Origin of the sequence: Cellulomonas citrea, from assembly GCF_009829685.1 — a bacterium.
Lineage (GTDB): Bacteria > Actinomycetota > Actinomycetes > Actinomycetales > Cellulomonadaceae > Cellulomonas > Cellulomonas citrea.
In genome coordinates this window covers 1-25,549 of the sequence record NZ_VWSD01000031.1, presented here as the reverse complement: position 1 = coordinate 25,549, position 25,549 = coordinate 1, and the positions used below count along the sequence as shown (strand labels likewise).

Genomic DNA, 25,549 nt, shown 5'->3' with positions numbered 1-25,549 from the left:
CGAGGCGGCGGGTGCGCCCGGTTCGGCGACCGTCGCGGCTGCGCCGGCGAACCGGGCCGCGACGGTGACGGCGACGGCGGCGAGCGCGCCGGAGTACAGCAGTGTGCCGCGCCAGGGCAGGCTCACGGTCAGATCAGCTCCTTCGGGTCGCTGCGCTGGTCATGGGACCACTGTGGCGCGCAGTTCTCGGAATCTCCTCGGAAGGTGCTGTGCACCGCGGGTGCGTGTGTCACGGGCGGGATGATCGGCAGATGGCCCACGACGTCGCACCTGTGGTCGGACCCGTGTCCGCCGAGCAGCGCGAGCGCTGGCACGACCTGTTCGCCGCGTACCGGTCCCTCGCCGGTTTGACGCCGGACCCGGCGGTCCTGGACGAGGTCTGGTCCTGGATCTGCGCGCCGCAGGCACCGATCCGCTGCCTGGTCGCCACGGTGGGCACCGACCTCGTCGGGCTGGCTCACGTGCGGGTGTTCCCGCGCCCGGTGACCGGGACCACGGGTCTGTGGCTGGACGACCTGTACGTCGACCCGGCCGCACGGGGACGGGGCGTGGCCCGTGCGCTCGTCGAACGGGTGCGGACGCTGGCCGCCGAGGAGGGGCACGACGTGGTGCGCTGGACCACCCGGGAGACCAACACGGGCGCCCGTCGGCTCTACGACGACGTCGCGGCGCCGGCGGACGTCGTGGTCTACAACGCGACACCGCTTCGGCGGCAGGACTGACCGACCGTCCTGGGCCCGCCGCACCTCGGCTGGGCTCTTCCGGCTCGGGCATCATGGAGTCGTGACGACCGGGGACGAGGGGCACGCGACGTCCCCGAGGGCGGAGGTGCGCACGGCCCGGCTGCTCGTGGCGGCGCAGTTCGTGCTGCTCGCCCTGGTCGCGCTGCTGCCCGGCGGTGCGGGCTGGCCGGTGCCGTGGTGGCTGCGGGTCGTGGCCTGGGCCGGCGTGCTCGGCGGTGTGGTGCTCATGCTGGTGGCGGGCACCGCGCTCGGCCGGGGCCTGACCGCGGTGCCGATCCCCAACGGGCACGCCGAGCTGCGCACCGGCGGCCTGTACCGGCTGGTGCGGCACCCCATCTACACGGGGCTGCTGCTGGCGGCCGGGTCGTACGTGGTGGCGACGGGCGGTGGTTGGCGAGCTCTGGCCTTCATCGCTCTCGTGGTGCTCCTGGCCGCGAAGGCTCGCTGGGAGGAGGTGCGCCTGACCCGCCGGTTCGCCGGGTACGCGGCTTACGCGGCGCGCACCCCGCGGTTCGTGCCCGGGTGGCCGACGGGTCGCTGATCACCGGCGGGGCGTGGCGCGAGGTCGGCCCCGTCCGTCAGCGGCTGTTCGGCCACGCCCGCGCCGGTCGGGTCCGGGTTCCTGGTCGGGCCCGGCTGGGTAGGCTGCTGAGACGTGGCGCCTGGGCGCCCTCCTGGCAGGCGGCTGCTCGTCGGAGCGAAGCGGTAGGAGGGCACCGGTGAGGACGACGGGGCGGGTGACGGCGGTCGGGCCCGCGGAGACGGCAGGGCTCGTGAGCACGGCACCGTTGAGCAGGGACGGCAGCGTCCACGTCACCGACGAGCGGTTCAACACCGTCTCGCACCTGTTCGCCTCGTGCTTCGCGATCGTGGGTGCGGCGCTGCTCATCACGCAGGCCGCCGTCCAGGGCGACCCGTGGAAGATCGTCGGGTTCTCCGTCTACGGGGTGTCGATCCTCGCGTTGTTCGTCTCCAGCGCGCTGCACCACGGCATCGACCGCGGACCTCGGGTGAACGAGGTGCTGCGGACCCTCGACTACGACTCGGTCTTCCTGCTCATCGCCGGGTCGGTCACCCCGCTGGTGCTGGTGCTGTTCCGGACCACGTACGGGTGGACGGTGCTGGGAGCGGTCTGGGCGATCGCCGCGGTGGGGATCGTGGCGCGTTCGGTCCTGCGGCAGCTGCCGAAGTACGTGACCAGCACCCTCTACATCGCTCTGGGCTGGTTGACGGTCCTGCTGGTCGGTGCGGCCTCGTCGATGCCGGTCGGGGCGCTGGTGCTCATGGCGACCAGCGGGCTGCTTTACAGCGCGGGGTTCGTGGTCTTCGTCATCGAGCGGCCGAACCCGTGGCCGGGCGTGTTCGGGTTCCACGAGATCTGGCACCTCGTCGTGGTCGTGGCCGCGTTCCTGCACTACCTGCTGCTGTACATCTACGTGCTGCCCGCGTAGGGCTGCCGGCGGAAGGTGCCCGCGCCGCGCCGCCCGGGCACCAGGCCGAGGAACCACGAAGGCCGCCCCGGATCTCTCCGGGACGGCCTGTGACCTGCGGTGATGCTGGTGGGCGATACTGGGATCGAACCAGTGACCTCTTCCGTGTCAGGGAAGCGCGCTCCCGCTGCGCCAATCGCCCATGGGCCTTGCTGTGCGAGGTGGAGACGGGATTCGAACCCGTGTGTACGGCTTTGCAGGCCGCTGCCTCGCCTCTCGGCCACTCCACCATGAGACTTCGGCTGAGAGCCGACTCCTTGAGTCTCCGAGCGGACGACGGGATTCGAACCCGCGACCCTCACCTTGGCAAGGTGATGCTCTACCAACTGAGCCACGTCCGCGCGGCACGTTCCGTTGTTCCCGGCTCCGTGCGCGTCCCAGACTCTAACCGAGTCCGGCGGTGAGAGTCCAACTCAGGTGAACGGCGTGTGACACGAGATGCTGACAAGGTGGGTCATGTGATCGTCTGGAGCGGTGGTCGGCTGCGGTCTGCGGACGAGCCTCTCGTGGGTCCGTGGGACCGTGGCGTGACTGCGGGCCTGGGGGTCTACGAGTCGTTGGTGGTGATCGACGGGGCCGCTTTCGCGCCGACGCGCCACCTCGCTCGGCTGTGCCGGTCGGCCGCTGCCGTCGGGCTCGGCGCCCCGGACCTCGACGAGCTGCGCGAGGCGATCGAGACCGTGGCGCGCGAGGGCGGCTGGGCGTACGGCCGGCTGCGGATCACCATGACGGCCGGGTCGGCTGCCGGTGCCGGGGACGGGGTGACGTTCGTGACGGGCAGCGAGGCGGCCGTCGTGCAGCAGGTCACCGCGGTGCGCGTGCCGTGGGTGCGCAACGAGCGGGCGCCCCTGGTGGGCGTCAAGGCGACGTCGACGGCGGACAACCTCACCGCCGCCCGGTACGCCCACGAGCAGGGCGCCGACGAGGCCGTGCTGGCGAACACCCGCGGCGACCTGTGCGAGTGCACCACGTCGAACGTGCTCGTCGAGATCGGCGGGCAGGTGCTCACCCCGCCGCTGAGCAGCGGCTGCCTGGGCGGGGTGACCCGTGAGCTCGTGCTGGCCTGGGCCGACGAGGCGGGGCTGCCGGTCCACGAGCGCGCGCTGGGCTACGACGTCCTCGACGAGGTGAGCGGCGGGCGGGCGCATCTGGCCGTGAGCAGCACGACGCGCGGGGTCGCACCCGTCGTGGCGCTGGACGGGGCACCGGTGGCCCCTGGACCGATCACGCTCGAGCTGCGTCGGCTGGTGCAGGCCCAGCGGCTGGAGAACCTCGACCCGTGAGGCCGGACCTGGCCGGTGCGGGACCGCGCTCGCATGAGCGCGCGGCGCGACCAGGAACAGCGAACGGGGCCAGCCCCGGAGGGCCGACCCCGTCGTGTCGTCTGGGAGGAGCCGCTCAGGCGGTGAGCAGGGCGGCGATGAGCGCGCTGATCTCGCTCTGCATCCGGTCGCTCTCCGAGCCGATCGGGACGATCTTCTCGGTGGCGGCGATGAACCGGGCCAGCGGCTCGGTCGGGGCGGCGAGCAGGGCGTTGCCCTCGACGCCGGACAGCGAGATGAGCACGTACTCCGGGTCCTCGTCGAGCCACACCTGGACGTCGCCGTTGCCGGCAGGCTCATCGGCCGGGGCGTGCAGGCCGTCGGCGAGCAGCTCGCGGCCCAGCAGCCAGGTGGACACGGACTGGGCGCCGGTGAAGACGGCGCGCACGGTGTAGGGGTCATTGGCACGGAAGGAGAACTCCGTGGTGACCTGGATCACGCTGGCATCCGACCCGATGAGCTGGACCGTGATGACCTCGACCACGTCAAAGCCCTGCTGCGTCATCCACCCTCCTTCCGCGCTGGCTCATCATGACAGTTGCACAGCCGAACTCGCCGTGTGCGCACGCCGGTTTCACCCGCATGAGTACCCCGTGAGCGACGACCGAGACCGGCCCCGTTCCCCGTGCGGATGATCCTGTCCGATGTCGCGCCGGAAGACCAGAGGCCGGCGCTCTCGGATCCGGTTCGGCATTTGGCCCGCGGCCGGGTAGCATTCCGGGGCGCGGTGACGCGCAGACGGGCGATTGGCTCAGTGGTAGAGCGCCTCGTTCACACCGAGGAGGTCACTGGTTCGAACCCAGTATCGCCCACCAGCACGACAGCAGGCCGTCCCGAGACCGGGGCGGCCTGTTCCGTCTCCAGGACGCCGTCGCCGTTACCCGGCACGGCCCGGGTGGCGGTGCCCGGGCGACGAGCCGCGATGGGTAGCATCGAGGGGTCCGACCTGGCCCTGTGCCGGTCAGCGCGGTCAGCCCGCGCCGCAGCACCATCCTCAAGGAGCCCTCCTCGTGCCCGAGCCACTGAACCTCACCGTCGACGGCGTGCCGACCACGGTGGAGCCGGGCACTACCGGCGCCGACCTGTTCGCGGGCCGGCGTGACGTGGTCGTGGTCCGGGTCGACGGCGAGCTGCGGGACCTGGCCCGGCCGCTCGCGGACGGGGCCGTGGTCGAGGCCGTGACGCTCGCCGAGCCCGACGGCCTCATGGTGCTGCGGCACTCGGCCGCCCACGTGCTGGCCCAGGCGGTGCAGCAGGTGAACCCGTCGGCGCGCCTGGGCATCGGCCCGCCGATCACCGACGGCTTCTACTACGACTTCGACGTCGAGACCCCCTTCACTCCCGAGGACCTGCGGGCCCTGGAGAAGGTGATGGCGGCGATCGTCAAGGAGGGCCAGACCTTCCACCGGGTCGACGTCACCGAGGACCAGGCCCGCCAGATCGAGGCCGCTGAGCCGTACAAGCTCGAGCTCATCGGCCTCAAGGGCGAGGCGTCCGAGGACGACGGCGCGTCGGTCGAGGTCGGCCTCGGCGGGCTCACGATGTACGAGAACCGGCGCAAGGACGGGACCGTCGCCTGGCAGGACCTGTGCCGCGGCCCGCACCTGCCCAGCACCCGCCTCATCGGCAACGGGTTCCAGCTCACCCGGTCGGCCGCCGCGTACTGGCGGGGCTCGGAGAAGAACCCCCAGCTGCAGCGCGTCTACGGCACCGCCTGGGCGACCAAGGACGACCTGCGCGCCCACCTCGACCGGATCGCCGAGGCGGAGCGCCGCGACCACCGGCGGTTGGGCGCCGAGCTCGACCTGTTCTCCTTCCCGGACGAGATCGGCTCGGGGCTGCCGGTGTTCCACCCCAAGGGCGGGATCATCCGGATGGAGATGGAGGACTACTCCCGTCGTCGGCACCTGGCCGCGGGCTACTCCTTCGTCAACACCCCGCACATCACCAAGGCCAAGCTGTTCCAGACCTCGGGTCACCTCGACTGGTACGCCGACGGCATGTACCCGCCCATGCAGCTGGACGAGGAGCGGGACTCCGCCGGGAACATCAGGCGCGCGGCGCAGGACTACTACCTCAAGCCGATGAACTGCCCGATGCACAACCTGGTGTTCGCCTCCCGCGGGCGCTCCTACCGCGAGCTGCCGCTGCGGCTGTTCGAGTTCGGCACCGTCTACCGGTACGAGAAGTCCGGTGTGGTGCACGGCATGACCCGGGCCCGTGGTTTCACCCAGGACGACGCGCACATCTACTGCACCCGTGAGCAGATGGCGGGGGAGCTGACCAGCCTGCTCACCTTCGTGCTCGACCTGCTCAAGGACTACGGGCTCACTGACTTCTACCTCGAGCTGTCCACCCGCAACCCCGACAAGTCGGTGGGGACGGACGAGGTCTGGCACGAGGCCACCGAGACCCTGCGGGCCGTCGCGCAGGCCTCGGGTCTGGAGCTGGTGCCCGACCCGGGCGGCGCCGCCTTCTACGGCCCGAAGATCTCCGTGCAGGCCAAGGACGCGATCGGCCGGACGTGGCAGATGTCGACCATCCAGCTCGACTTCAACCTGCCCGAGCGGTTCGAGCTCGAGTACACCGCGGCGGACGGCAGCCGGCAGCGTCCGGTGATGATCCACCGCGCGCTGTTCGGCTCGATCGAGCGGTTCTTCGCCGTGCTCACCGAGCACTACGCCGGGGCCTTCCCGGCCTGGCTCGCACCCGTCCAGGTGCTCGGCGTCCCGGTGGCCGAGCCGTTCACCGCCCACCTGGCCGGCGTCCTGGACCGGTTGCGAGCCGCCGGCATCCGCACCGAGCTCGACACCTCCGACGATCGGTTCGGCAAGAAGATCCGCAACGCGGCGACCCAGAAGGTGCCGTTCGTCATGATCGCGGGGGAGCAGGACGTCGAGGCCGGCGCCGTGTCCTTCCGCTACCGCGACGGTCACCAGGAGAACGGCGTACCGGTGGACGAGGCCGTCGCCCGGGTGCTCGCTGCGGTGCGCGACCGGGTCCAGGTCTAGATGGCCGACCCTGACGGCACCGAGCCCGCGGACGGGCTGCCGGGTGACCCCGACGGTCTGCAGCGCCTGTGGGTGCCGCACCGGATGGCCTACATCGGGGGAGTCGACCGTCCGACGGACGCCGCGCCCGGTGACGGCTGCCCGTTCTGCCGCGCACCCACCCTGGACGACGCGACCGCGCTCATCGTGACGCGCGGCGTCACGTCGTACGTCGTCCTCAACCTCTACCCGTACAACTCCGGTCACCTGCTGGTGTGCCCCTACCGGCACGTCGCCGACTACACCGATCTCACGGACGCCGAGCGTGTCGAGATCGGCGAGCTCACCGCGACGGCGATGCGGGTCGAACGTGCCGTGCTCACCCCGATGGGCTTCAACCTCGGGATGAACCAGGGCGACGTGGCCGGGGCGGGGATCGCGGCGCACCTGCACCAGCACGTGGTCCCGCGCTGGCGGGGCGACTCGAACTTCCTGCCGATCGTCGCCCAGACCCGGGCGCTGCCCGCGCTGCTGGGGCAGACGCGGGACCGGCTGGCGGAGGCCTGGCCGGCACCGTCCGGCACCACCGAGGAGGTCTGAGGGTGCTCAACGGCCTGCGCGGCTTCATGACGCGCGTCTTCACACCGGTCGCCCGGGTCCTGCTGCGCGCCGGCGTGAGCCCGGACGCGGTGACGGTGACCGGCACGGTCGTCGTCGTCGTGACCTCGTTGTGGGCGTTCCCCACCGGGCACCTGTTCCTCGGTGCGCTCGTGGTCTCGCTCATGGCGCTCACCGACTCCCTCGACGGCGTGATGGCCCGGCAGGCCGGGCGCTCCGGCCCGTGGGGGGCCTTCCTCGACTCGACCCTGGACCGCTTCGCCGACGCGGCGATCTTCGCCGGGCTCGTGCTGTGGTTCGCCGGACGAGGTGACGACCGGACGGCCATGGTGCTCGCGCTGGCCTGCCTCGTGCTCGGCTCGATCGTGCCCTACGCCCGGGCGCGTGCCGAAGGCGTCGGGCTGACCGCGGCGGTCGGCATCGCCGAACGCGCCGACCGGCTCGTGCTCGCTCTGGTAGGGATCGCCCTCGTCGGGCTGGGGCTGCCGCAGGTCGTGCTCACCGTCGTGCTCGGTGTGCTCGCGGTCGCCTCCGCGGTCACCGTCGGGCAGCGGATGGCGACCGTCTACCGGCAGGCGCGGGCCGGGACGCCGTCGTGAGCCTGGACGCCGGCCGGGTGTTCGCCGTGGCCTGGCGGGTGGCGCCGAGGCTGCCCGAGCCGCTGGTGCAGGCGGTGCTCGCCGGTGCGGCGGACCTCACGTGGGTCCGGCACGGGGGCGGGGTGCGCCAGCTGGAGGCGAACCTGCGTCGGGTGCGCCCGTACGCCTCGCTTCGCGAGCTGCGCAGGCTCTCGCGCGCGGGGATGCGGTCCTACATGCGCTACTACGCCCAGACGCTCATGCTGGGAGCGCTCGACGCTGACCGGGTCGACGCGCGGGTGCGCGTGAGCAACGACGGGTGGATCCGGGACCTGCTCGCCGAGGGCGGGTCCGTGGTCGTCGCGCTCGGGCACACCGGGAACTGGGACCTGGCCGGGGCCTGGGCCGCGCGGCACCTGCCGCCCGTGGTCACCGTGGCCGAGCGTCTCGAGCCGGAGACGCTCTTCCAGGAGTTCCTCGCCCTGCGCGAGGGGCTGGGCATGCGGATCCTGCCGCTGGGCAAGGGCGGGGGAGGCGGGGTGTTCCGCGCCCTCGTCGAGGTGGTGCGCGACGGTCCGGTGCTGCTGCCGCTGCTCGCGGACCGGGACCTGACCAGCCACGGCGTGCAGGTCGAGCTCTTCGGTGAACCTGCCCGGGTCGCGGCCGGGCCCGCCGCCCTCGCGGCGAGCGGCGCTGCGGTCCTCACCACCGCGCGGATCAGCTACGAGCGCGTCACCGGTGCGGCTCGGCGCGCGGCGGGCACCCGGTGGCTGCTCGACGTGAGGTTCGGCGACCCGGTCGAGGCCGACCCGGCTCTGGTCGGACGGCCCCGTGTGCAGGCGCTCACCCAGGCGTGGGTGGACCAGGTCGCGGCGGGCATCGCGGAGCACCCGCAGGACTGGCACATGCTGCAGAAGGTCTTCGTGGCCGATCTCGACCCGGACCGGCTCGCGGCCGTGCCCGGAGCCTCGGCATGAGCCCCACGTCACGTCCGCTGCGCGTCGGCATCGTCTGCCCTTACTCCTTCGACGTGCCCGGCGGGGTGCAGTTCCACGCCCGCGACCTGGCCGAGGCGCTGCTCGCCCAGGGGCACCACGTCTCGGTGCTGGCCCCGGCCGCCGAGGACACGCCCGTCCCGCCGTACGTGGTCCCCGCGGGCCGGGCGATCCCGGTGCACTACAACGGCTCGGTCGCGCGGCTGAGCTTCGGCCCGGTGATGGCGGCCCGCGTGCGCAAGTGGTTGGCGGCCGGTCAGTTCGACGTGCTGCACCTGCACGAGCCGGCGGTGCCGAGCCTGTCGCTGCTCGCGCTGTGGATCGCCGACGGTCCCGTGGTGGCGACCTTCCACACGGCGATCGTCCGGTCCCGGTCGTTGCAGCTGGCCTACCCGTTCATCCGGCAGCCGCTGGAGAAGATCACGGCGCGGATCGCGGTCTCCGAGGACGCCCGTCGCACCCTCGTCGAGCACCTGGGCGGGGATGCCGTGGTCATCCCCAACGGTGTCTTCGTCGACCAGTTCCGCGGCGCCGTCCCGAACCCGCAGTGGCAGGGCACGTCGCAGCGGCCGACCGTCGCGTTCCTCGGCCGGCTCGACGAGCCCCGCAAGGGCCTGGAGGTGCTGCTCGCGGCGGTGCCCACGCTGCTGGCCGAGGTGCCCGGGGCGAGGGTGCTCGTGGCCGGGCGTGGTGAGACGGGGCCGGCGCAGGCGCGTGAGCTCATCGGTGACGCGGCCGACGCGGTGGAGTTCCTCGGAGCGGTCTCGGACGAGGACAAGGCCCGTCTGCTCGCCTCCGTCGACGTCTACTGCGCGCCGCAGACCGGGGGCGAGAGCTTCGGCATCGTGCTCGTGGAGGCGATGTCCGCGGGGGCCTGCGTGGTCGCCTCGGACCTCGGCGCCTTCGCCCGCGTGCTGGACGACGGCGCGGCCGGGGTGCTGTTCCCCACCGGCGACGCGCAGGGCCTGGGGAGCACCCTGGCCCGGGTGCTCACCGACGGCCCGCTGCGCGCCGGGGTGTGCGCGCACGCCACCGGGCTGGTCGAGCGGTACGACTGGTCGGCCGTCGTGCAGCAGGTCGAGGCGGTGTACGAGATGGCGGTGGCGGGGCGCGACGCACCGGTCGGCGAGGACCCGTCCTCGGTGCGGGATGCGTTGCTGCGTCGCGCCCGCGGTGAGCTGCGATGATCACCGTCGACGGGTCGATGGTCACGGTCGCGGTGCTCGCCGGGCTGGTCGTCGTGCTGGGCTGGTCGCTGTGGGTCTCGGCCTCGCGGCTGGACCGGCTGCACCGCAAGGTCGTCTCGTCCCGCGCCGTGGTCGACGCCCAGCTGGTGCGCCGCGCGACGGTCGCGGCCGAGCTCGCGGCCTCGGGGCTGCTCGACCCGGTGAGCTCGGTCGTCCTGGCGTCCTCGTCGTGGGCGGCGCTGACGGCGGCGACCGCGCCCGTGCCGCCCGAGCTGGCGTTGCCGCTGCCCGACGACGACCCGCTGCCCGCGCTCGACCGCGCCCACGCCGAGAGCGAGCTCACCGCCGCGTTGTCGGAGGTGCTCGTGGACCCGGTCGAGGTCGAGGAGATCCGGGCCGAGCCGGTCGGTGCCGAGCTGCTCGAGCAGCTGGCGGCGGCCTGGTACCGCGTGCAGCTCGCGCGCCGGTTCCACAACGAGGCGGTCGCACAGGCGCGCCGGGTGCGGGCCAGCTGGCGGGTGCGCACCTTCCGTCTCGCCGGGCGTGCTCCGATGCCGGTGACCATGGAGCTCGACGACAGCTGGCCGGCGGCGCTGGAAGGCTACGGCCGCCGCTGAGCCCGTGGCTACGATGGACCTGAGCGGCGGCGTCCCCCGGGATGCGCCTCCAACCCCCGTCCGAGCCCTTGAGGATCACCGTGACCAGCCAGAACCCGCAGAACAGCCCCGTCGTCGGCACCGCGCGCGTGAAGCGCGGGATGGCCGAGATGCTCAAGGGCGGCGTCATCATGGACGTCGTCACGGCCGACCAGGCCAAGATCGCCGAGGACGCCGGGGCGGTGGCGGTGATGGCGCTCGAGCGCGTGCCCGCCGACATCCGGGCCCAGGGCGGCGTGGCGCGGATGAGCGACCCCGACCTCATCGACGGCATCATCTCCGCGGTGTCCATCCCGGTGATGGCCAAGGCCCGGATCGGCCACTTCGTCGAGGCGCAGGTGCTGCAGAGCCTCGGCGTGGACTACATCGACGAGTCCGAGGTGCTCACCCCGGCGGACTACTCCCACCACATCGACAAGTGGGCCTTCACGGTGCCCTTCGTCTGCGGTGCGACCAACCTGGGTGAGGCGCTGCGCCGGATCACCGAGGGTGCGGCCATGATCCGTTCGAAGGGCGAGGCCGGTACCGGGGACGTGTCGAACGCGACCACGCACATGCGCCAGATCCGCGACCAGATCCGCCACCTGCAATCGCTGCCCGAGGACGAGCTCTTCCTGGCCGCCAAGGAGCTGCAGGCCCCGTACGAGCTGGTCGCCGAGGTGGCGAAGGCCGGCAAGCTGCCCGTCGTGCTGTTCACCGCCGGCGGCATCGCCACCCCGGCCGACGCCGCGATGATGCGCCAGCTGGGCGCGGAGGGTGTCTTCGTCGGCTCGGGCATCTTCAAGTCCGGCAACCCCGCCGAGCGTGCGGCCGCGATCGTCAAGGCCACGACGTTCTTCGACGACCCGGACGTCATCGCCAAGGTCTCGCGCGGCCTGGGCGAGGCGATGGTCGGGATCAACGTCGCCGACGTGCCGGTGCCGCACCGCCTCGCCGAGCGCGGCTGGTGACGGCGGCCGGGTCCCGTCCGGCGGCGGGCGACACGGGTCGTCCGCACGCCGAGGGCGGGGGCCCGGTGCACGCGCTGGGACCGGAGTGGCGCCGCGGCGCGGACGGGATGCTGTTCCGCCGCGCCGCGCGCGTCATCCTGCTCGACGACGCCGACCGGCTGCTGCTCATGCGCGGTCACGACGCGGACGCCCCGGGGCGCCACTGGTGGTTCACGGTGGGTGGCGGGCTCGACGACGGCGAGACGTCGCGTGATGCGGCGCTGCGCGAGGTCCGGGAGGAGACCGGTCTGCTGCTGGCGCCCGACGACCTCGTCGGCCCTGTGTTCACCCGGTCGGCGGTGTTCGACTTCGTCTTCGAGCACTGCCGGCAGGACGAGGACCTCTACCTCGCGCGCGTCGCCGGCGGCGGCGTGGTCTCACGTGAGGGCTGGACGGCCCTGGAGAACGAGCTCATCGACGAGCTGCGCTGGTTCCCGCTCGACGAGCTGGCGGCCGTGACGATCGAGGTGTTCCCCGCGGGGCTGGTCGACCTGGTGCGGCCTCTGCTGGTGGGCTGGGACGGGCGCACCCGTCACCTGGACGAGACCGGGGGCTATCGGGAGCGCGCAGGCAGCTGAGCGGGCGCGACCTGCACCGTCGGGACCGCCGACCGGGGCACGTCGATGAGCAGCAGACCGCGGTGCACCTGGCTGAGCAGCTGGGGCGTGAGGACCGGCTGCGGGCCGGTGAGCGCCTGCAGCTCGGCGGCCAGGGAGGTGGCTGGCGGTGTCGTCACAGCGACACCGTACTGGGACAAACCGGTCGCCGAGGGCAGGTGGGGTCGTGTCGGGTTGGTACGGTGGCTGCTCGTGCCGCAGACCTCGACCAGTGCCGACCTCATCCCGCGTTCGGGCATCCGTGCCCTCATGGAGCTGGCCCTGCTCGACCCGCTCGCGCTCCACCTGGAGATCGGCGAACCCGATGCGTACGCACCGGCGCATGCCGTCGCGGCAGCCGCGGCGGCATGCCGCGCCGGGCTGACCGGCTACACCTCGAGCCAGGGGATGCCCGAGCTGCGCGAGGTGGTGGCCACGCACGTCGCGGCCACGACGGGGCGCGCATGCGACCCGGAGCACGTGGTCATCACGCACGGTGCGATGAACGGTCTGTCGCTGGCCATGGGCGCGTTGCTCTCGCCGGGGGAACAGATCTTGCTGCCCGACCCGGAGTTCCCGAACTGGCGGATGGCCGCGATGATCGCCGGCGCGACGGTCGGCACCTACCCGACGCGTCCCGAGGCGGGGTTCGTGCCCGTCCCGGCGGACGTCGAGGCGGCGATCACCCCGGCGACCCGGGCGCTGCTCGTCTGCTCGCCGAACAACCCCACGGGGGCCATGTACCCCGCCGAGGTGCTCGAGGCGCTCGTCGACATCGCGGTCCGGCACGACCTGTGGCTGCTGTCGGACGAGTGCTACGACGCGATCACCTTCGACGCCCCGCACGTGTCGCCGCGCACCTTCGACACCGACGACCGCGTCCTCGTGTTCCGCTCGATGTCCAAGACCTACGCGATGACGGGGTGGCGGCTCGGCTACGCCGCGGTCCCGGACACGGCCGCGGCTGAGCTCATGGCGCACCTGGCCGAGGGCACGGTCGCGTGCCCGTCGACGGTGTCCCAGCACGCCGCGCTGGCCGCCATGACGGGGCCGCAGGACGAGGTGGCGGTGGCCGTCGAGTCGTACCGGGAGCGCCGGGACGCCGCCACGTCGCTGCTGGAGGCCCGCGGGATCGCGTGCGTGCGCCCGGCCGGCGCGTTCTACCTCATGGTCGACGTGGAGGACGAGGACACCGATGCCTTCGCGCTGCGGCTGCTGGAGCGCCGGCACGTCGCGGTGGCGCCGGGGTCGACCTTCGGGCCGCGGGCCGCGGGCATGGTCCGGGTGGCGCTGGCGGCCGAGCGCCCCGAGCTCCTCGAGGGGCTGACCCGGCTCGCCGACCAGGTCGAGGAGGACCGCGCGGCGCGGGCCGCGGCGGCTCAGGTGACGGTGGGTCGCTCGGCGTAGGCGGGGTCGAGGTGCTCACCCTGGGCGAGCACCTGCGCCAGAGCCGTCGCCGCCTCGAGCATCTGCCCGTGGGTGAGGTACGGGGCGGCGACACCGAGCCGGACCACGTCCGGTGTCCGGAAGTCGCCGATGACGCCGCGTGCGATGAGCGCCTGCACCACCCCGTACGCGTGCGGGTGCACGACGCTCACCTGCGAGCCGCGCTGCTCGTCGAGCGCCGGTGAGGCGAACCGGGTCCCGGGTACGAGGGTCTCGATCGCCTCGCGCAGGTACGCCGTGAGCGACAGGGAACGGGCTCGTACGGCACGCACGTCGACGCCGTCGAACACCGCCAGGGCGGCCTCGAGCGCGAGGAGCGACAGCAGCGGGGTGGTGCCGATGCGGGCCCGTCCGACGCCGGGGGCGGGGGAGTAGCCGGCGTGCATCGCGAACGGCTCGGCGTGCCCGTGCCAGCCCGGCAGCACGTTGCTGAACGCGGCCAGGTGCCGGTGCGCCACGTAGAGGAACGCCGGTGCCCCGGGGCCACCGTTGAGGAACTTGTACCCGCAGCCCACCGCGAGGTCGACGTCATGGGCGTCGAGGTCGACCGGGACGGCCCCCGCGGAGTGGCACAGGTCCCAGACGGCGAGAGCGCCGGCCGCATGCGCCTGGGCGGTGATCGTCGGCAGGTCCCACAACCGACCGGTGCGGAAGTCGACGTGCGACATGCTCACGGCGGCCACGGAGCGCCCCTGGCTGCCCAGGTCGGCGAGGGTGCCGGCCAGCTCGTCGGGGGAGCACTCGACCACCTGCCACCCGACCTGCTCGGCCACCCCGGCGCTCACGTACAGGTCGGTGGGGAACGACGCGGGGTCGACGACCAGCACGTCACCGGCGGGCCGCATCCGCGCTGCGGCGTGCAGCGCCTGGTGCAGCCGCACGGTCGTCGACTCTCCGACGAGGACCTGCCCTGCGGCGGCGCCGAGCAGCGGGGCGAGCCGGTCGCCGACCCGTTCGGGGGCCTGCCACCAGCCGTGCGAGTTCCAGGACGCGATGAGGTCGCGGCCCCACTGGCGGCGCACGGCGTCCTCGACGGCGGCGGGGACTCCCGCCGGCAGCGCCCCGAGGGAGTTCCCGTCGAGGTAGACGACCCCCTCCGGCAGCAGGAAGCGGGTGCGCAGGTCGGTCGCGGCATGTGCCGCGTCGAGCTGGGCGGCGCGGGCGCGCAGCTCGGTTTCCCGGGTGCTGGTCACGGACGTCGACCCTAGCGGCGCCGCCCTAGGATCGGCCGTCGTGGACGTGACCGTCGGTGTGCTGGCCCTGCAGGGTGATGTGCGCGAGCACGTCGCCGCCCTCTCCTCCGCCGGCGCCCGGGCGGTCCCGGTCCGCCGGACCAGCGAGCTGGACGGTGTCGACGCGCTCGTCCTGCCGGGCGGTGAGTCGACGACGATCGACAAGCTGCTGCGGGCGTTCGACCTGTTCGAGCCGGTGCAGGCGCGGCTGCGGGCCGGGATGCCGGCCTACGGCTCGTGCGCCGGGATGATCCTGCTGGCCGACCGGGTGCTCGACGCGATCGACGGGCAGCGCACCCTCGGTGGTGTCGACATCACGGTGCGCCGCAACGCCTTCGGCCGCCAGGTCGACTCCTTCGAGACCGACCTGCAGGTGACCGGTGTGCCGGACGCCGAGCAGGGGCCGGTGCACGCCGTCTTCATCCGCGCACCGTGGGTGGAGGAGGTCGGGCCGGCCGCCACCGTGCTCGCGCGCGTCCAGGACGGCGCCGCCGCCGGTAGGATCGTCGCGGTGCGCCAGGGGTCGTTGCTGGTGACGTCGTTCCATCCGGAGGTCACGGGCGACGACCGGGTGCACCGCCTGTTCGTGGGCATGGTCCGCGACAGCCGGTAGAGGAGGCGCCCCGCGTCGGGTGCCCGCAACAGGGACAGACGAGGGAGCTGCGCACCGCATGTCCGGACACTCCAAGTGGGCCACGACCAAGCACAAGAAGGCCCTCATCGACGCGAAGCGCGGCAAGCTCTTCGCCAAGTTCATCAAGAACATCGAGGTCGCGGCCCGGCTGGGCGGCGGTGACCTGGCGGGCAACCCGACGTTGTACGACGCGGTCCAGAAGGCGAAGAAGTCCTCGGTCCCGATCGACAACATCAACCGCGCGATCAAGCGCGGGTCCGGCCAGGAGGCCGGCGGAGCGGACTACCAGTCGATCATGTACGAGGGCTACGGCCCCGGCGGGATCGCGGTGCTCGTCGAGTGCCTCACCGACAACCGCAACCGTGCGGCGTCGGACGTGCGGGTCGCGTTCACCCGCAACGGCGGTCAGATGGCCGACCCGGGCTCGGTGTCCTACCTGTTCTCCCGCAAGGGCGTCATCGTGGTCCCGGCGGAGGGCACGACGGAGGACGCCGTGATGGAGGCGGTCCTCGAGGTCGGTGCCGAGGAGGTCAACGACAACGGCGACAGCTTCGAGGTCGTCACGGAGGCCAGCGACCTGGTGACCGTGCGCACGGCCCTGCAGGAGGCCGGCATCGAGTACGACTCGGCCGACGTCGTGTTCTACCCGGCCACCCAGATCGAGGTCGACGTCGAAGGCGCCCGCAAGATCCTGCGCCTCGTCGACGCGCTCGAGGACTCCGACGACGTGCAGAACGTCTACGCGAACTTCGACGCCTCCGACGAGGTCCTCGCCGAGCTCGACGCGGAGGACTGAGCCGTCGTGCGCGTGGCGTCCGGACCGGGCGCCACGCGGCTGGGACGATGACGGGGTGCGCGTGCTCGGAGTCGACCCAGGCCTGACCCGGTGCGGGTTGGGCGTCGTCGACGGCATGCCGGGCCGACGGCTCGCGATGGTGGCGGTCGGCGTCGCCCGCTCGGCACCCGAGCTGGACGTGGACCTGCGGCTGCTGGCGATCTCCACGACCGTCGAGGAGTGGATCGAGGAGCACGCCCCGGACGCGGTGGCGATCGAGCGCGTCTTCGCCCAGCACAACCTGCGCACGGTGACCGGGACCGCGCAGGTCGCCGGGATCGCGATGCTCGCGGCCGCGCGCCGACGCATCCCGGTGGCGCTGCACACGCCGAGCGAGGTGAAGGCCGCGGTCACGGGGTCCGGGCGGGCAGGCAAGGATCAGGTCGGTGCCATGGTCACCCGGCTGCTCGAGCTGCCGGCCCGGCCGACCCCGGCGGATGCGGCGGATGCGCTCGCCCTGGCGATCTGCCACCTGTGGCGCCCGGCCGGCGCACTGGGAGCCCCCCAGCGCGAACCCGGCGCGCTCACCGCGGCCCAGCGGACGTGGGCTGCGGCCGAGCAGGCGGCGCGGCGCCGGGCGTAGTCCGGGACGAGGCCGCAGGGCGTGTCGTCGTCGTACACCTGTTCGGCGGTGTGGCAGGCTGTCGCCCCGGAAGGGAGTCGGTGTGATCGCATCCGTGCACGGGACCGTGGAACAGGTGCGGCTGGACGCCGCCGTCGTGCAGGTCGGTGGGGTGGGTCTGCTCATCCAGGCGACGCCGACGACGTTGGCGGGGCTGCGCCTGGGCGCGACGGCCGACCTGGCGACCTCGCTCGTCGTGCGGGAGGACGCGCTCACGCTGTTCGGTTTCGCCGACGCCGATGAGCGCGAGGTCTTCGAGCTGGTCCAGACCGTCTCGGGGGTGGGGCCGAGGCTCGCGCTGGCGATGCTCGCGGTGCACACCCCGGACGCGCTGCGCCGGGCCGTCGCTCAGGAGGACCTCGCGGCGCTCAAGCGGGTGCCCGGGATCGGCCACAAGGGCGCCCAGCGGATCGTGCTCGAGCTCAAGGACCGGTTGGGACCGCCGACCTCGTCCGCCCCGGTCCCGGTGGCCGACGACGGTCGGGTGCAGGTGGTGGACGCCCTCGTCGGACTGGGCTGGCCGGTGAAGGCGGCCCAGGACGCCGTCGCCCAGGTGCTCGACGACAGCACCGACCCGGTGACGCCGCAGGAGGTCGCCGGTGTGCTGCGGGCCGCGCTGCGCACGCTCGGCGGTGCGCGTGGCTGACGAGCCGGAGACCGTCGAGTCCCTCGTCCGCCCGGCGGCCGACGACATCGAGCGCGCGGCCGAGGCGGCGTTGCGTCCCCGTCGGCTCGACGAGTTCGTCGGCCAGCGGGTGGTGCGTGACCAGCTCTCGCTCGTGCTGGACGCGGCCAAGGGACGGGGCCGGGCACCCGACCACGTGCTGCTCTCCGGTCCGCCCGGGCTCGGCAAGACGACGCTGGCGATGATCATCGCCGCCGAGCTCGGGGCGTCGCTGCGCGTGACGAGCGGTCCGGCGATCCAGCACGCGGGCGACCTCGCGGCCGTGCTGTCCTCGTTGGACGAGGGCGAGGTGCTGTTCCTCGACGAGGTGCACCGGCTGGCCCGGCCGGCGGAGGAGCTCCTCTACGTCGCGATGGAGGACTTCCGGGTCGACGTCGTCGTCGGCAAGGGCGCCGGGGCGAGCGCGATCCCGTTGTCGCTGCCGCCGTTCACCGTGGTGGGCGCCACGACGCGGGCCGGGCTGCTGCCGGCGCCGCTGCGCGACCGGTTCGGCTTCACCGCTCACCTCGACTTCTACTCCCCGCAGGAGCTGGAGCAGGTCCTGGTGCGCTCGGCCCGGCTGCTCGGCGTGCCTCTCGGGGCCGACGCGGCCGCCGAGATCGCCTCGCGTTCACGGGGCACGCCCCGGATCGCCAACCGCCTGCTCCGTCGGGTGCGCGACTGGGCGCAGGTGCGCGGCGACGGGCAGCTGTCGCTCACCGCGGCGAAGGCGGCGCTCGAGGTGTACGAGGTCGACGACCTGGGGCTGGACCGGCTGGACCGGGCGGTGCTCGACGCGCTGTGCCGCCGTTTCGGCGGTGGCCCGGTGGGGCTCACCACGCTGGCGGTGGCCGTGGGGGAGGAACCCGAGACCGTCGAGACCGTCGCCGAGCCGTTCCTGGTCCGCGAAGGCCTCATCGGGCGCACGCCCCGGGGGCGCGTGGCGACCAGCGCGGCCTGGGTTCACCTGGGGCTCACCCCGCCGACACCGTCCGGGACCCTGTTCGACTAGCGCCGGAAACGCGCAGCGCGGTCCGTGCGTTGGAGAGGGCGGTCGGGGCGCCTAGACTTCCCCGGTCGCCCTCGATGCGAAGGATGCCCCACCCATGCTGCATGCCCTGCCCACCGCCGCCACTTCCGGGGCGGGCCAGTCGAACCTGATCTTCCTGGCGTTCGTCCTGCTCGCGTTCGGTGCGCTCTGGCTGATGAGCAGCCGGACGCGCAAGCAGCAGAAGGCGGCCCAGGAGCTGCGCAACAACCTGGTCGCCGGTGACGAGGTGATGACCGCATCCGGTCTGTTCGGCACCGTCGTCGACATCGCCGGCGACGTGGTCACCCTGGAGACCTCGCCGGGTGTGACCACCCGGTGGGTGCGCGCGGCGATCCTCAAGAAGGTCGACCCGCCGACCGAGCCGCCGGCGGTGGCGCCCGACGAGCGGCTCGACGAGGTCGACGAGTTCGCGGTGCCGGACGACCTGTCCTCCCTCGACGAGGGACCCGACAAGCGTCGCAGCGACGACCCCGAGAAGTGACCCAGCGCCCGGCAGCTCGCCGGGCTTGACCGTGCGGGGGCGTTGACGCGCGCCCCGCAGACGAGGAAGACGAGACAGTTGGCTCCACCCGTCCACCGGCAGCGCCCGGTCCGTACCCTCGTCACCCTGGCCGTGGTGGTCATCGCCATCTTCGGCGCGATCCTGGCCGGCACCAAGTGGGGGTCGGCGACCCTCACGCCCAAGCTGGCGCTCGACCTCGAGGGCGGGACGCAGATCATCCTGACCCCCGTCGCCACGACCGACACCGCCGCGATCACCGATGCGACGATCTCGCAGGCCATCGAGGTGATCCGGCAGCGTGTCGATGCCTCGGGCGTGTCCGAGGCGGAGATCACCAGCCAGTCCGGGCACAAGATCGTGGTCTCGCTGCCGGGGAGGCCCAGCGAGTCGACGCTGGAGCTGGTCCGCAAGTCGGCCCAGATGGAGTTCCGTCCGGTGCTCGACATCGGTGCCGGCACCCCGACGCCCACCGCGACCCCCACGGACGGTGCGACGGCCGCCGGCACGACCCCCGCGCCCGTGCCGACCCCGCAGGCGAGCGCCTCGGGCGGCGCCTCGGGCGGCAACACGGTGGAGTCCGGCACGACGACGGGCACGACGACGGGGACCGCCACCGACGGTGCGACCCCGACGCCCAGCCCGTCGGCCAGCGCGACGGGCACCGGCCCGACGTCGCCGTCGGACACGGCGTACTACATCACCCCGCAGGTCCGGGCCCAGTTCGACGCCCTGGACTGCAGCAAGCAGTCCAACCTCACCGGCGGCACGGTGGGCGCGGCCGACTCGGCCTTCGTCACATGTGACCAGACCGGCGCGTACAAGTACATCCTCGGCCCCGTCGAGGTCCCCGGGTCGAACATCAAGAGCGCCAGCTCGGGTCTGGAGACGCTGTCCAACGGGCAGACCGGGACCAACTGGGTCGTCAACCTGCAGTTCAACGGCGACGGCTCCAAGCAGTTCGCGGACACCAGCACGCGGCTCTTCTCGCAGGCCGCGCCGCTCAACCAGTTCGCCATCGTGCTCGACGGCCTGGTCATCTCGGCGCCGAAGATCAACGGCCCGATCCCGAACGGTCAGGCGCAGATCTCCGGCAACTTCACGCGCGAGAGCGCCGCGACGTTGGCCCAGCAGCTCAACTTCGGGTCGCTGCCGATCAGCTTCACGGTGGAGAGCGAGCAGCAGATCTCGGCCACGCTCGGCTCCGAGCAGCTGCAGAAGGGCATCCTGGCCGGTCTCATCGGCCTCGTCCTCGTCGTGCTCTACTCGCTCGGTCAGTACCGACTGCTCGGGCTGCTCACCGTCGGCTCGCTCGTCGTCGCCGCGCTCCTCGCCTACGGCACCATCACGCTGCTGTCCTGGACCCAGGGGTACCGGCTCTCGCTGCCCGGTGTGGCCGGCCTCATCGTGGCCATCGGCATCACCGCGGACTCGTTCATCGTGTACTTCGAACGTATCCGGGACGAGCTCCGTGACGGCCGCACCCTCACGGTGGCGGTCGACCACGGGTGGGCCCGTGCCCGACGCACGATCCTGGCCTCCGACGCCGTGAACTTCCTGGCTGCTGCGGTGCTCTACGTGCTGGCGGTCGGCGGGGTGCGTGGGTTCGCCTTCACCCTGGGTCTGACGACGATCATCGACCTCGTCGTGGTGTTCATGTTCACCCACCCGACGATGCTGCTCATCGCCCGGACGAAGTTCTTCGGCGAGGGGCACGCGCTGTCCGGCCTCGACCCGCGGCGGCTGGGCGTGCCGGGCACCCGGTACGTGGGTCGCGGCCGGGTGCAGCAGGGTCCGCGCCGCGACGGTGCCGAGCCGTCGACGGCGGACGACGCGCTGTCCACGGTGTCGATGACGCCACCGGGCGACCCGACCATGACGATCGCCGAACGGCGGGCCGCCGCCAAGGCCGCCGCGGCCGCGTCCCAGCCCGTCGTGGCTGACGACTCCGAGGGGAGCGACCACTGATGGCGCACGAGGGCTTCGCCGGATGGGGCAACGACCTGTACACGGGTCGTCGCTCGTACCGCATCGTCGGACATCGTCGGATCTGGTATGCGATCGCTGGGGCGCTCGTGCTGATCTCGGGCGTGCTGCTCATCACCCCGGGGCTGAATCCGGGCATCGAGTTCCGAGGCGGTTCGGAGTTCACCGTCTCCGGGGTGGCCAAGCCCGACCAGGACCTGGCTGTCGCGACGGTGAAGAAGGTCTCGCCGAACGAGTCGCCGCGCGTGTCGAACGTCGGCTCGGACGGGCTGCGGATCCAGACCAACCGGCTCGACAACACCCAGGTCGAGGCGCTCAAGACCGACCTGGCGACGGCGTTCGGCGTGAGCGTGGACTCGATCTCCACGTCGTACATCGGCCCGTCGTGGGGTGCGGACGTCTCACGCAAGGCCATCACCGGCATCGTCGTCTTCCTCGCGTTCGTCACGCTCGTGATGACCGTCTACTTCCGCAACTGGCGGATGGCGGTCGCCGCGCTCATCGCCCTGTTCCACGACCTCATCATCACGGTCGGGGTCTACGCCGGTGTCGGCTGGGAGGTCACGCCCGCCACCGTCATCGGCTTCCTCACCATCCTCGGCTACTCGATCTACGACACCGTCGTGGTGTTCGACAAGGTCCGGGAGAACACCGCCGACACGCTCGAGCAGAGCCGGTACACGTACGCCGAGAAGGCGAACCTCGCGGTCAACCAGACGCTGGTCCGGTCGATCAACACCTCGATCGTGGCCCTGCTGCCGGTCGCCGCGATCCTGTTCGTCGGTACGTTCATCCTCAAGGCGGGGACGCTGCGGGACATCTCGCTCGCGCTGTTCGTCGGCATGGCGATCGGCACGTTCTCCTCGATCTTCCTGGCCACGCCGCTCGAGGTGAGCCTGCGCGAGCGTGAGCCCGCGATCAAGGCGCACACCGCCAAGGTGCTCGCGGCACGTGCAGCGGCAGGTGTGGCGGACGTGCCCGTCGAGGTGCATGCGGCTCCGCTGCGGGCCGGGGAGCACCGCGGTCAGGCCGCCCAGCCGAAGCGGCGCGGACGATGAGCTCGACCACCCCGGACCGTGCGGCGCTGGCGCTGCGGATCGACGCCCTGCTGCGGCAGGTGCCCGACTTCCCCGAACCCGGGGTGCTGTTCCGGGACATCACGCCGCTGCTGGCCGACGGCCCGGCCTTCGCCGAGGTGGTCGACGCGATCGCCGCGACGGCGGCCGATGTCGACCTGGTGGTCGGCATCGAGTCACGCGGCTTCCTGCTCGCCGCCCCCGTCGCGCGGGTGCTGGGCTCCGGTCTCGTGCTGGTCCGCAAGGCCGGCAAGCTCCCCGGCCCGACCGAGCAGGAGAGCTACGCGCTCGAGTACGGCACTGCGACGGTCGAGGTCCAGCCGTTCACCGTGCCCGCCGGCTCCCGGGTGCTCGTGGTCGACGACGTGCTGGCCACCGGCGGGACCGCGGCGGCGGCGCTGCGGCTCCTGGAGCGCTGCGGTGCGCAGGTGGAGGCGATCGTCTTCCTCGTCGAGCTGCTCGGGCTCAACGGGCGCGCCCAGCTCGACGGGCAGCGGGTGGACGCGCTGCTCGCGCTGCCCTGATCGGCTGAGCCCGCAACGGACCAGGTCCGCGCGCTGCGTAGACTTCGGGGCACGCCGGGCGGGAATCCGTCGCAGGTGCGGGGCGCTGAGAAGGCCAGGTGCCGGACCGGCGCCGTCCCGCGCAGCGCGCCCGGGCAGGGAGGTGGGGAATGAGTGACCGCACGTCGGGCCCGATGACGTCGTCGGAGCCGTCGGTCGAGACGACCCAGACCGCGGCCGCGCGCGTGCGATCCCGGCTGGCCAGGTTCGGGGGGCGCTCGACCGTCGCGTTCCCGGCGATCGAGCCGGTGCTGCAGGCCGTGCGGGCCAACCATCCCAAGGGTGACGTCGCGATCATCGAGCAGGCGTTCGTGGTGGCCGAACGGGCCCACCGCGGCCAGCTGCGCAAGAGCGGCGACCCGTACATCACCCACCCCATCGCGGTCGCGACGATCCTGGCCGAGCTCGGGATGACGCCGGCGACGTTGGCGGCGGCCCTGCTGCACGACACCGTCGAGGACACCGATTACTCGCTCGAGCAGCTGCGCGAGGACTTCGGGCCTGAGGTCGCGATGCTCGTCGACGGCGTCACCAAGCTCGACAAGGTGCAGTACGGCGACGCGGCGCAGGCCGAGACGGTGCGCAAGATGGTGGTCGCGATGTCCCGCGACATCCGGGTGCTCGTCATCAAGCTCGCCGACCGGCTGCACAACGCCCGCACCTGGAAGTTCGTCGCCCCGGCCTCGGCCGAGCGCAAGGCCCGCGAGACGCTGGAGATCTACGCGCCGCTGGCCCACCGCCTGGGCATGAACACCATCAAGTGGGAGCTGGAGGACCTGTCCTTCGCCACCTTGTACCCCAAGGTCTACGACGAGATCGTGCACCTGGTGGCCGAGCGGGCACCGGCCCGTGAGGAGTACCTGGCGACGGTGCGCGACGAGGTCACCGCCGACCTCAAGACGGCCAAGATCAAGGCGGTCGTCACCGGACGGCCGAAGCACTACTACTCGATCTACCAGAAGATGATCGTGCGCGGCCGTGACTTCGCCGACATCTACGACCTGGTGGGCGTACGGGTCCTCGTCGACACCGTGCGGGACTGCTACGCGGCGCTCGGGGCGCTGCACTCGCACTGGAACCCGGTGCCGGGGCGGTTCAAGGACTACATCGCGATGCCGAAGTTCAACCTCTACCAGTCACTGCACACCACGGTGATCGGGCCGGAGGGCAAGCCGGTCGAGATCCAGATCCGCACGCACGAGATGCACCGGCGCGCCGAGTACGGGGTCGCGGCGCACTGGAAGTACAAGGAGAACGCCAAGAGCGGCCAGCCGGACGCGGCGGGCAACGACATGGCCTGGCTGCGCCAGCTCGTGGACTGGCAGCGTGAGACCGCCGACCCGACGGAGTTCCTCGACTCGCTGCGGTTCGAGATCGCCGGCTCCGAGGTCTACGTGTTCACGCCCAAGGGCGACGTCATGGCGCTGCCGCAGGGCTCGACGCCGGTGGACTTCGCCTATGCGGTGCACACCGAGGTGGGCCACCGCACGATGGGCGCCAGGGTCAACGGTCGCCTCGTGCCGCTGGACTCCACGCTGGACAACGGCGACGTGGTCGACGTGTTCACCTCGAAGGCCGAGTCGGCCGGACCGTCACGCGACTGGCTGGGCTTCGTCAAGAGCCCCCGTGCGCGGAACAAGATCCGGCAGTGGTTCTCCAAGGAGCGTCGCGAGGAGGCCATCGAGCACGGCAAGGACGCCCTGGCCAAGGCCATGCGCAAGCAGAACCTGCCCATGCAGCGTCTGCTGTCGCACGAGTCCCTCGTCGCGCTGGCCACCGAGATGCGCTACCCCGACGTGTCGTCGCTGTACGCCGCGATCGGCGAGGGGCAGGTCGCGGCGAGCACCGTCGTGCAGCGTCTGGTCCAGTCGCTGGGCGGGGAGCCCGCGGCTGAGGAGGACCTGGCCGAGACCACCCGGCCGGGCGGCACGTCCCGCCAGGTGCGCACCGGTGACTCCGGGGTCGTGGTGCGTGGTGTGGCCGACGTGTGGGTCAAGCTCGCGAAGTGCTGCACGCCGGTGCCCGGTGACCAGATCGTCGGGTTCGTCACCCGGGGGGCCGGGGTCTCGGTGCACCGGGCGGACTGCATCAACGTCGAGGACCTGCGGCGTCAGCCGGAGCGCATCGTGGACGTCGAGTGGAGCCACACCAGCTCTCAGCTGTTCCTCGTCCAGATCCAGGTGGAGGCGCTCGACCGGTCCCGGCTGCTGTCGGACGTCACCCGGGTGCTGTCGGACCACCACGTCAACATCTTGTCGGCGGCCGTCTCGACCTCACGTGACCGGGTGGCGCTGTCGAGGTTCGTCTTCGAGATGGCCGAGCCGTCGCACCTGGCCTCCGTGCTGGCCGCGGTGCGCAAGGTGGAGGGCGTCTACGACGTCTACCGCATCACCGGGGCGAAGGCCGCGGGGGAGCCCGCCATCCGCGCCTAGTCGTCGCAGCCGGACGGCGGCCTGGTGCACGCCCCGGGCGCGGCCGAGGCCGCCGAGGGTGGCCAGCGCGGCGGGGACGTCGAACCCCACGGCGACGAGTCCGACGAGGAGCACGTCGGTCACCGCTCCCTCGGCGTACCGGGCGAGGTCGATGCCGGTGCGCTGGACGCTGGTCACGGCGACTCCGTCGAGGACGTGCACGTCCTGCGGGCTCAGCGTCGCCTCGTGCGAGAGCAGGTCGGGCCGGGGGTCGACGCGGCGGGCACCGGGACCGACGAGCAGCTCGAGGCGCGCCGGCGGGTCGCCGCCCAGGTGCACCCAGGCGGCGGACGCACGTCCGACGGT

At 72.5% G+C, this 25,549-nt stretch carries 27 protein-coding genes and 4 tRNA genes; 25 read left to right on the top strand and 6 right to left on the bottom strand.

All coding sequences use genetic code 11. The features are described 5' to 3' along the window. Nucleotides 1-251 precede the first annotated feature (251 nt). The 3 genes from F2B26_RS05630 to trhA all read left to right on the top strand — a co-directional run bounded on the left by F2B26_RS05630 (nucleotide 252) and on the right by trhA (nucleotide 2,194). Entirely contained in the window at nucleotides 252-722 is a 471-nt protein-coding gene (locus tag F2B26_RS05630; RefSeq protein WP_159807289.1) for a GNAT family N-acetyltransferase, read from the top strand. A gap of 61 nt (nucleotides 723-783) precedes the next feature. Continuing rightward, nucleotides 784-1,284 (top strand): methyltransferase family protein, encoded by a 501-nt coding sequence (locus F2B26_RS05625; RefSeq protein WP_159807288.1) that lies wholly within the window; start codon nucleotides 784-786, stop codon nucleotides 1,282-1,284. A 232-nt stretch (nucleotides 1,285-1,516) separates the two neighbouring features. Next, the gene (gene trhA / locus F2B26_RS05620) at nucleotides 1,517-2,194 is read left to right on the top strand and encodes a PAQR family membrane homeostasis protein TrhA (RefSeq protein WP_159807287.1); all 678 of its coding nucleotides are present in this window, start codon (nucleotides 1,517-1,519) and stop codon (nucleotides 2,192-2,194) included. Between the two features lie 106 nt (nucleotides 2,195-2,300). Here the strand turns inward: trhA and F2B26_RS05615 are convergent. From F2B26_RS05615 to F2B26_RS05605, 3 genes are all read right to left on the bottom strand, one after another. Further along, nucleotides 2,301-2,375 (bottom strand) — tRNA-Val (locus tag F2B26_RS05615). Between the two features lie 17 nt (nucleotides 2,376-2,392). Then, nucleotides 2,393-2,463, bottom strand: a tRNA-Cys gene (locus tag F2B26_RS05610). Between the two features lie 38 nt (nucleotides 2,464-2,501). Continuing rightward, nucleotides 2,502-2,574, bottom strand: a tRNA-Gly gene (locus F2B26_RS05605). Between the two features lie 186 nt (nucleotides 2,575-2,760). On the opposite strand from F2B26_RS05605, the gene F2B26_RS05600 reads away from it, so the two are divergent. After that, nucleotides 2,761-3,516 carry an aminotransferase class IV gene (locus F2B26_RS05600; protein WP_235929522.1) on the top strand — a complete coding sequence of 252 codons (756 nt, stop codon included), beginning with the start codon at nucleotides 2,761-2,763 and terminating at the stop codon, nucleotides 3,514-3,516. Nucleotides 3,517-3,631: 115 nt separating this feature from the next. Here the strand turns inward: F2B26_RS05600 and F2B26_RS05595 are convergent, their stop codons facing one another. Beyond that, on the bottom strand, nucleotides 3,632-4,060 hold the full coding sequence (locus F2B26_RS05595; RefSeq protein ID WP_159807286.1) for an SsgA family sporulation/cell division regulator: 429 nt from the start codon (nucleotides 4,058-4,060) through the stop codon (nucleotides 3,632-3,634). A 235-nt stretch (nucleotides 4,061-4,295) separates the two neighbouring features. On the opposite strand from F2B26_RS05595, the gene F2B26_RS05590 reads away from it, so the two are divergent. From F2B26_RS05590 to F2B26_RS05550, 9 genes are all read left to right on the top strand, one after another. Next, nucleotides 4,296-4,370: transfer RNA gene (locus tag F2B26_RS05590), tRNA-Val, on the top strand. Nucleotides 4,371-4,565: 195 nt separating this feature from the next. Continuing rightward, nucleotides 4,566-6,566: a threonine--tRNA ligase gene (gene thrS, locus F2B26_RS05585; RefSeq protein ID WP_159807285.1), complete on the top strand. Its 2,001-nt coding sequence runs from the start codon at nucleotides 4,566-4,568 to the stop codon at nucleotides 6,564-6,566. Further along, nucleotides 6,567-7,145 carry an HIT family protein gene (locus F2B26_RS05580; RefSeq protein ID WP_159807284.1) on the top strand — a complete coding sequence of 193 codons (579 nt, stop codon included), beginning with the start codon at nucleotides 6,567-6,569 and terminating at the stop codon, nucleotides 7,143-7,145. It begins immediately after the preceding gene. A 2-nt stretch (nucleotides 7,146-7,147) separates the two neighbouring features. Beyond that, entirely contained in the window at nucleotides 7,148-7,762 is a 615-nt protein-coding gene (pgsA, locus tag F2B26_RS05575; protein WP_159807283.1) for a phosphatidylinositol phosphate synthase, read from the top strand. Next, complete coding sequence (locus F2B26_RS05570) at nucleotides 7,759-8,718, top strand: phosphatidylinositol mannoside acyltransferase (protein ID WP_159807282.1); 960 nt, start codon at nucleotides 7,759-7,761, stop codon at nucleotides 8,716-8,718. The genes pgsA and F2B26_RS05570 overlap by 4 nt, the downstream gene beginning before the upstream one ends. 17 nt (nucleotides 8,719-8,735) lie before the next feature. Further along, nucleotides 8,736-9,923, top strand: a complete 1,188-nt coding sequence (locus F2B26_RS05565) for a glycosyltransferase family 4 protein (RefSeq protein ID WP_201292621.1) — start codon at nucleotides 8,736-8,738, stop codon at nucleotides 9,921-9,923. After that, the gene (locus tag F2B26_RS05560) at nucleotides 9,920-10,540 is read left to right on the top strand and encodes a hypothetical protein (RefSeq protein ID WP_235929521.1); all 621 of its coding nucleotides are present in this window, start codon (nucleotides 9,920-9,922) and stop codon (nucleotides 10,538-10,540) included. Before F2B26_RS05565 ends, F2B26_RS05560 begins: the two co-directional genes overlap by 4 nt. Before the next feature lie 80 nt (nucleotides 10,541-10,620). Then, nucleotides 10,621-11,529 (top strand): pyridoxal 5'-phosphate synthase lyase subunit PdxS, encoded by a 909-nt coding sequence (gene pdxS / locus F2B26_RS05555; protein ID WP_159807279.1) that lies wholly within the window; start codon nucleotides 10,621-10,623, stop codon nucleotides 11,527-11,529. A gap of 65 nt (nucleotides 11,530-11,594) precedes the next feature. Further along, nucleotides 11,595-12,146, top strand: a complete 552-nt coding sequence (locus tag F2B26_RS05550; RefSeq protein WP_328698655.1) for an NUDIX hydrolase — start codon at nucleotides 11,595-11,597, stop codon at nucleotides 12,144-12,146. Here the strand turns inward: F2B26_RS05550 and F2B26_RS05545 are convergent. Beyond that, a complete protein-coding gene (locus F2B26_RS05545; RefSeq protein ID WP_159807277.1) occupies nucleotides 12,122-12,304 on the bottom strand; it encodes a hypothetical protein in 183 nt (60 codons plus the stop codon). The two genes, F2B26_RS05550 and F2B26_RS05545, sit on opposite strands and share 25 nt — an antisense overlap. Before the next feature lie 73 nt (nucleotides 12,305-12,377). Between F2B26_RS05545 and F2B26_RS05540 the strand changes: the two genes are divergently transcribed. Then, nucleotides 12,378-13,571 (top strand): pyridoxal phosphate-dependent aminotransferase, encoded by a 1,194-nt coding sequence (locus F2B26_RS05540; RefSeq protein ID WP_235929520.1) that lies wholly within the window; start codon nucleotides 12,378-12,380, stop codon nucleotides 13,569-13,571. On the opposite strand, the gene F2B26_RS05535 is transcribed toward F2B26_RS05540, so the two are convergent. Continuing rightward, a complete protein-coding gene (locus F2B26_RS05535; RefSeq protein ID WP_235929519.1) occupies nucleotides 13,544-14,803 on the bottom strand; it encodes an aminotransferase class V-fold PLP-dependent enzyme in 1,260 nt (419 codons plus the stop codon). The genes F2B26_RS05540 and F2B26_RS05535 overlap by 28 nt on opposite strands. 40 nt (nucleotides 14,804-14,843) lie before the next feature. On the opposite strand from F2B26_RS05535, the gene pdxT reads away from it, so the two are divergent. From pdxT to F2B26_RS05480, 11 genes are all read left to right on the top strand, one after another. Further along, nucleotides 14,844-15,455: a pyridoxal 5'-phosphate synthase glutaminase subunit PdxT gene (pdxT, locus tag F2B26_RS05530; RefSeq protein ID WP_159807275.1), complete on the top strand. Its 612-nt coding sequence runs from the start codon at nucleotides 14,844-14,846 to the stop codon at nucleotides 15,453-15,455. 58 nt (nucleotides 15,456-15,513) lie between these two features. Next, a complete protein-coding gene (locus F2B26_RS05525; protein WP_159807273.1) occupies nucleotides 15,514-16,272 on the top strand; it encodes a YebC/PmpR family DNA-binding transcriptional regulator in 759 nt (252 codons plus the stop codon). A 55-nt stretch (nucleotides 16,273-16,327) separates the two neighbouring features. After that, complete coding sequence (gene ruvC, locus F2B26_RS05520) at nucleotides 16,328-16,894, top strand: crossover junction endodeoxyribonuclease RuvC (protein WP_159807271.1); 567 nt, start codon at nucleotides 16,328-16,330, stop codon at nucleotides 16,892-16,894. Between the two features lie 82 nt (nucleotides 16,895-16,976). Further along, complete coding sequence (ruvA, locus tag F2B26_RS05515) at nucleotides 16,977-17,579, top strand: Holliday junction branch migration protein RuvA (protein WP_159807269.1); 603 nt, start codon at nucleotides 16,977-16,979, stop codon at nucleotides 17,577-17,579. Further along, complete coding sequence (ruvB, locus tag F2B26_RS05510; RefSeq protein WP_159807267.1) at nucleotides 17,572-18,609, top strand: Holliday junction branch migration DNA helicase RuvB; 1,038 nt, start codon at nucleotides 17,572-17,574, stop codon at nucleotides 18,607-18,609. The genes ruvA and ruvB overlap by 8 nt, the downstream gene beginning before the upstream one ends. Before the next feature lie 94 nt (nucleotides 18,610-18,703). Then, nucleotides 18,704-19,129, top strand: a complete 426-nt coding sequence (gene yajC, locus F2B26_RS05505) for a preprotein translocase subunit YajC (protein ID WP_159807265.1) — start codon at nucleotides 18,704-18,706, stop codon at nucleotides 19,127-19,129. A gap of 132 nt (nucleotides 19,130-19,261) precedes the next feature. Next, nucleotides 19,262-21,115: a protein translocase subunit SecD gene (gene secD / locus F2B26_RS05500; RefSeq protein ID WP_235929518.1), complete on the top strand. Its 1,854-nt coding sequence runs from the start codon at nucleotides 19,262-19,264 to the stop codon at nucleotides 21,113-21,115. Beyond that, on the top strand, nucleotides 21,115-22,191 hold the full coding sequence (gene secF, locus F2B26_RS05495) for a protein translocase subunit SecF (protein ID WP_159807261.1): 1,077 nt from the start codon (nucleotides 21,115-21,117) through the stop codon (nucleotides 22,189-22,191). Before secD ends, secF begins: the two co-directional genes overlap by 1 nt. After that, nucleotides 22,188-22,733, top strand: a complete 546-nt coding sequence (locus F2B26_RS05490; RefSeq protein WP_159807259.1) for an adenine phosphoribosyltransferase — start codon at nucleotides 22,188-22,190, stop codon at nucleotides 22,731-22,733. The genes secF and F2B26_RS05490 overlap by 4 nt, the downstream gene beginning before the upstream one ends. Before the next feature lie 149 nt (nucleotides 22,734-22,882). After that, nucleotides 22,883-25,204: a RelA/SpoT family protein gene (locus F2B26_RS05485; RefSeq protein WP_159807257.1), complete on the top strand. Its 2,322-nt coding sequence runs from the start codon at nucleotides 22,883-22,885 to the stop codon at nucleotides 25,202-25,204. 24 nt (nucleotides 25,205-25,228) lie between these two features. Beyond that, nucleotides 25,229-25,549 (top strand): hypothetical protein (locus F2B26_RS05480; RefSeq protein ID WP_159807255.1); only part of this gene is annotated, 321 nt, incomplete at its 3' end.

Coding starts and splice junctions, on each gene's coding strand:
- F2B26_RS05630 (WP_159807289.1), top strand. CDS start 252: ATGGCCCACGACGTCGCACCTGTGGTCGGACCCGTGTCCGCCGAGCAG.
- F2B26_RS05595 (WP_159807286.1), bottom strand. CDS start 4,060: ATGACGCAGCAGGGCTTTGACGTGGTCGAGGTCATCACGGTCCAGCTC.
- F2B26_RS05580 (WP_159807284.1), top strand. CDS start 6,567: ATGGCCGACCCTGACGGCACCGAGCCCGCGGACGGGCTGCCGGGTGAC.
- F2B26_RS05560 (WP_235929521.1), top strand. CDS start 9,920: ATGATCACCGTCGACGGGTCGATGGTCACGGTCGCGGTGCTCGCCGGG.
- F2B26_RS05525 (WP_159807273.1), top strand. CDS start 15,514: ATGTCCGGACACTCCAAGTGGGCCACGACCAAGCACAAGAAGGCCCTC.
- yajC (WP_159807265.1), top strand. CDS start 18,704: ATGCTGCATGCCCTGCCCACCGCCGCCACTTCCGGGGCGGGCCAGTCG.
- secF (WP_159807261.1), top strand. CDS start 21,115: ATGGCGCACGAGGGCTTCGCCGGATGGGGCAACGACCTGTACACGGGT.
- F2B26_RS05490 (WP_159807259.1), top strand. CDS start 22,188: ATGAGCTCGACCACCCCGGACCGTGCGGCGCTGGCGCTGCGGATCGAC.
- F2B26_RS05485 (WP_159807257.1), top strand. CDS start 22,883: ATGAGTGACCGCACGTCGGGCCCGATGACGTCGTCGGAGCCGTCGGTC.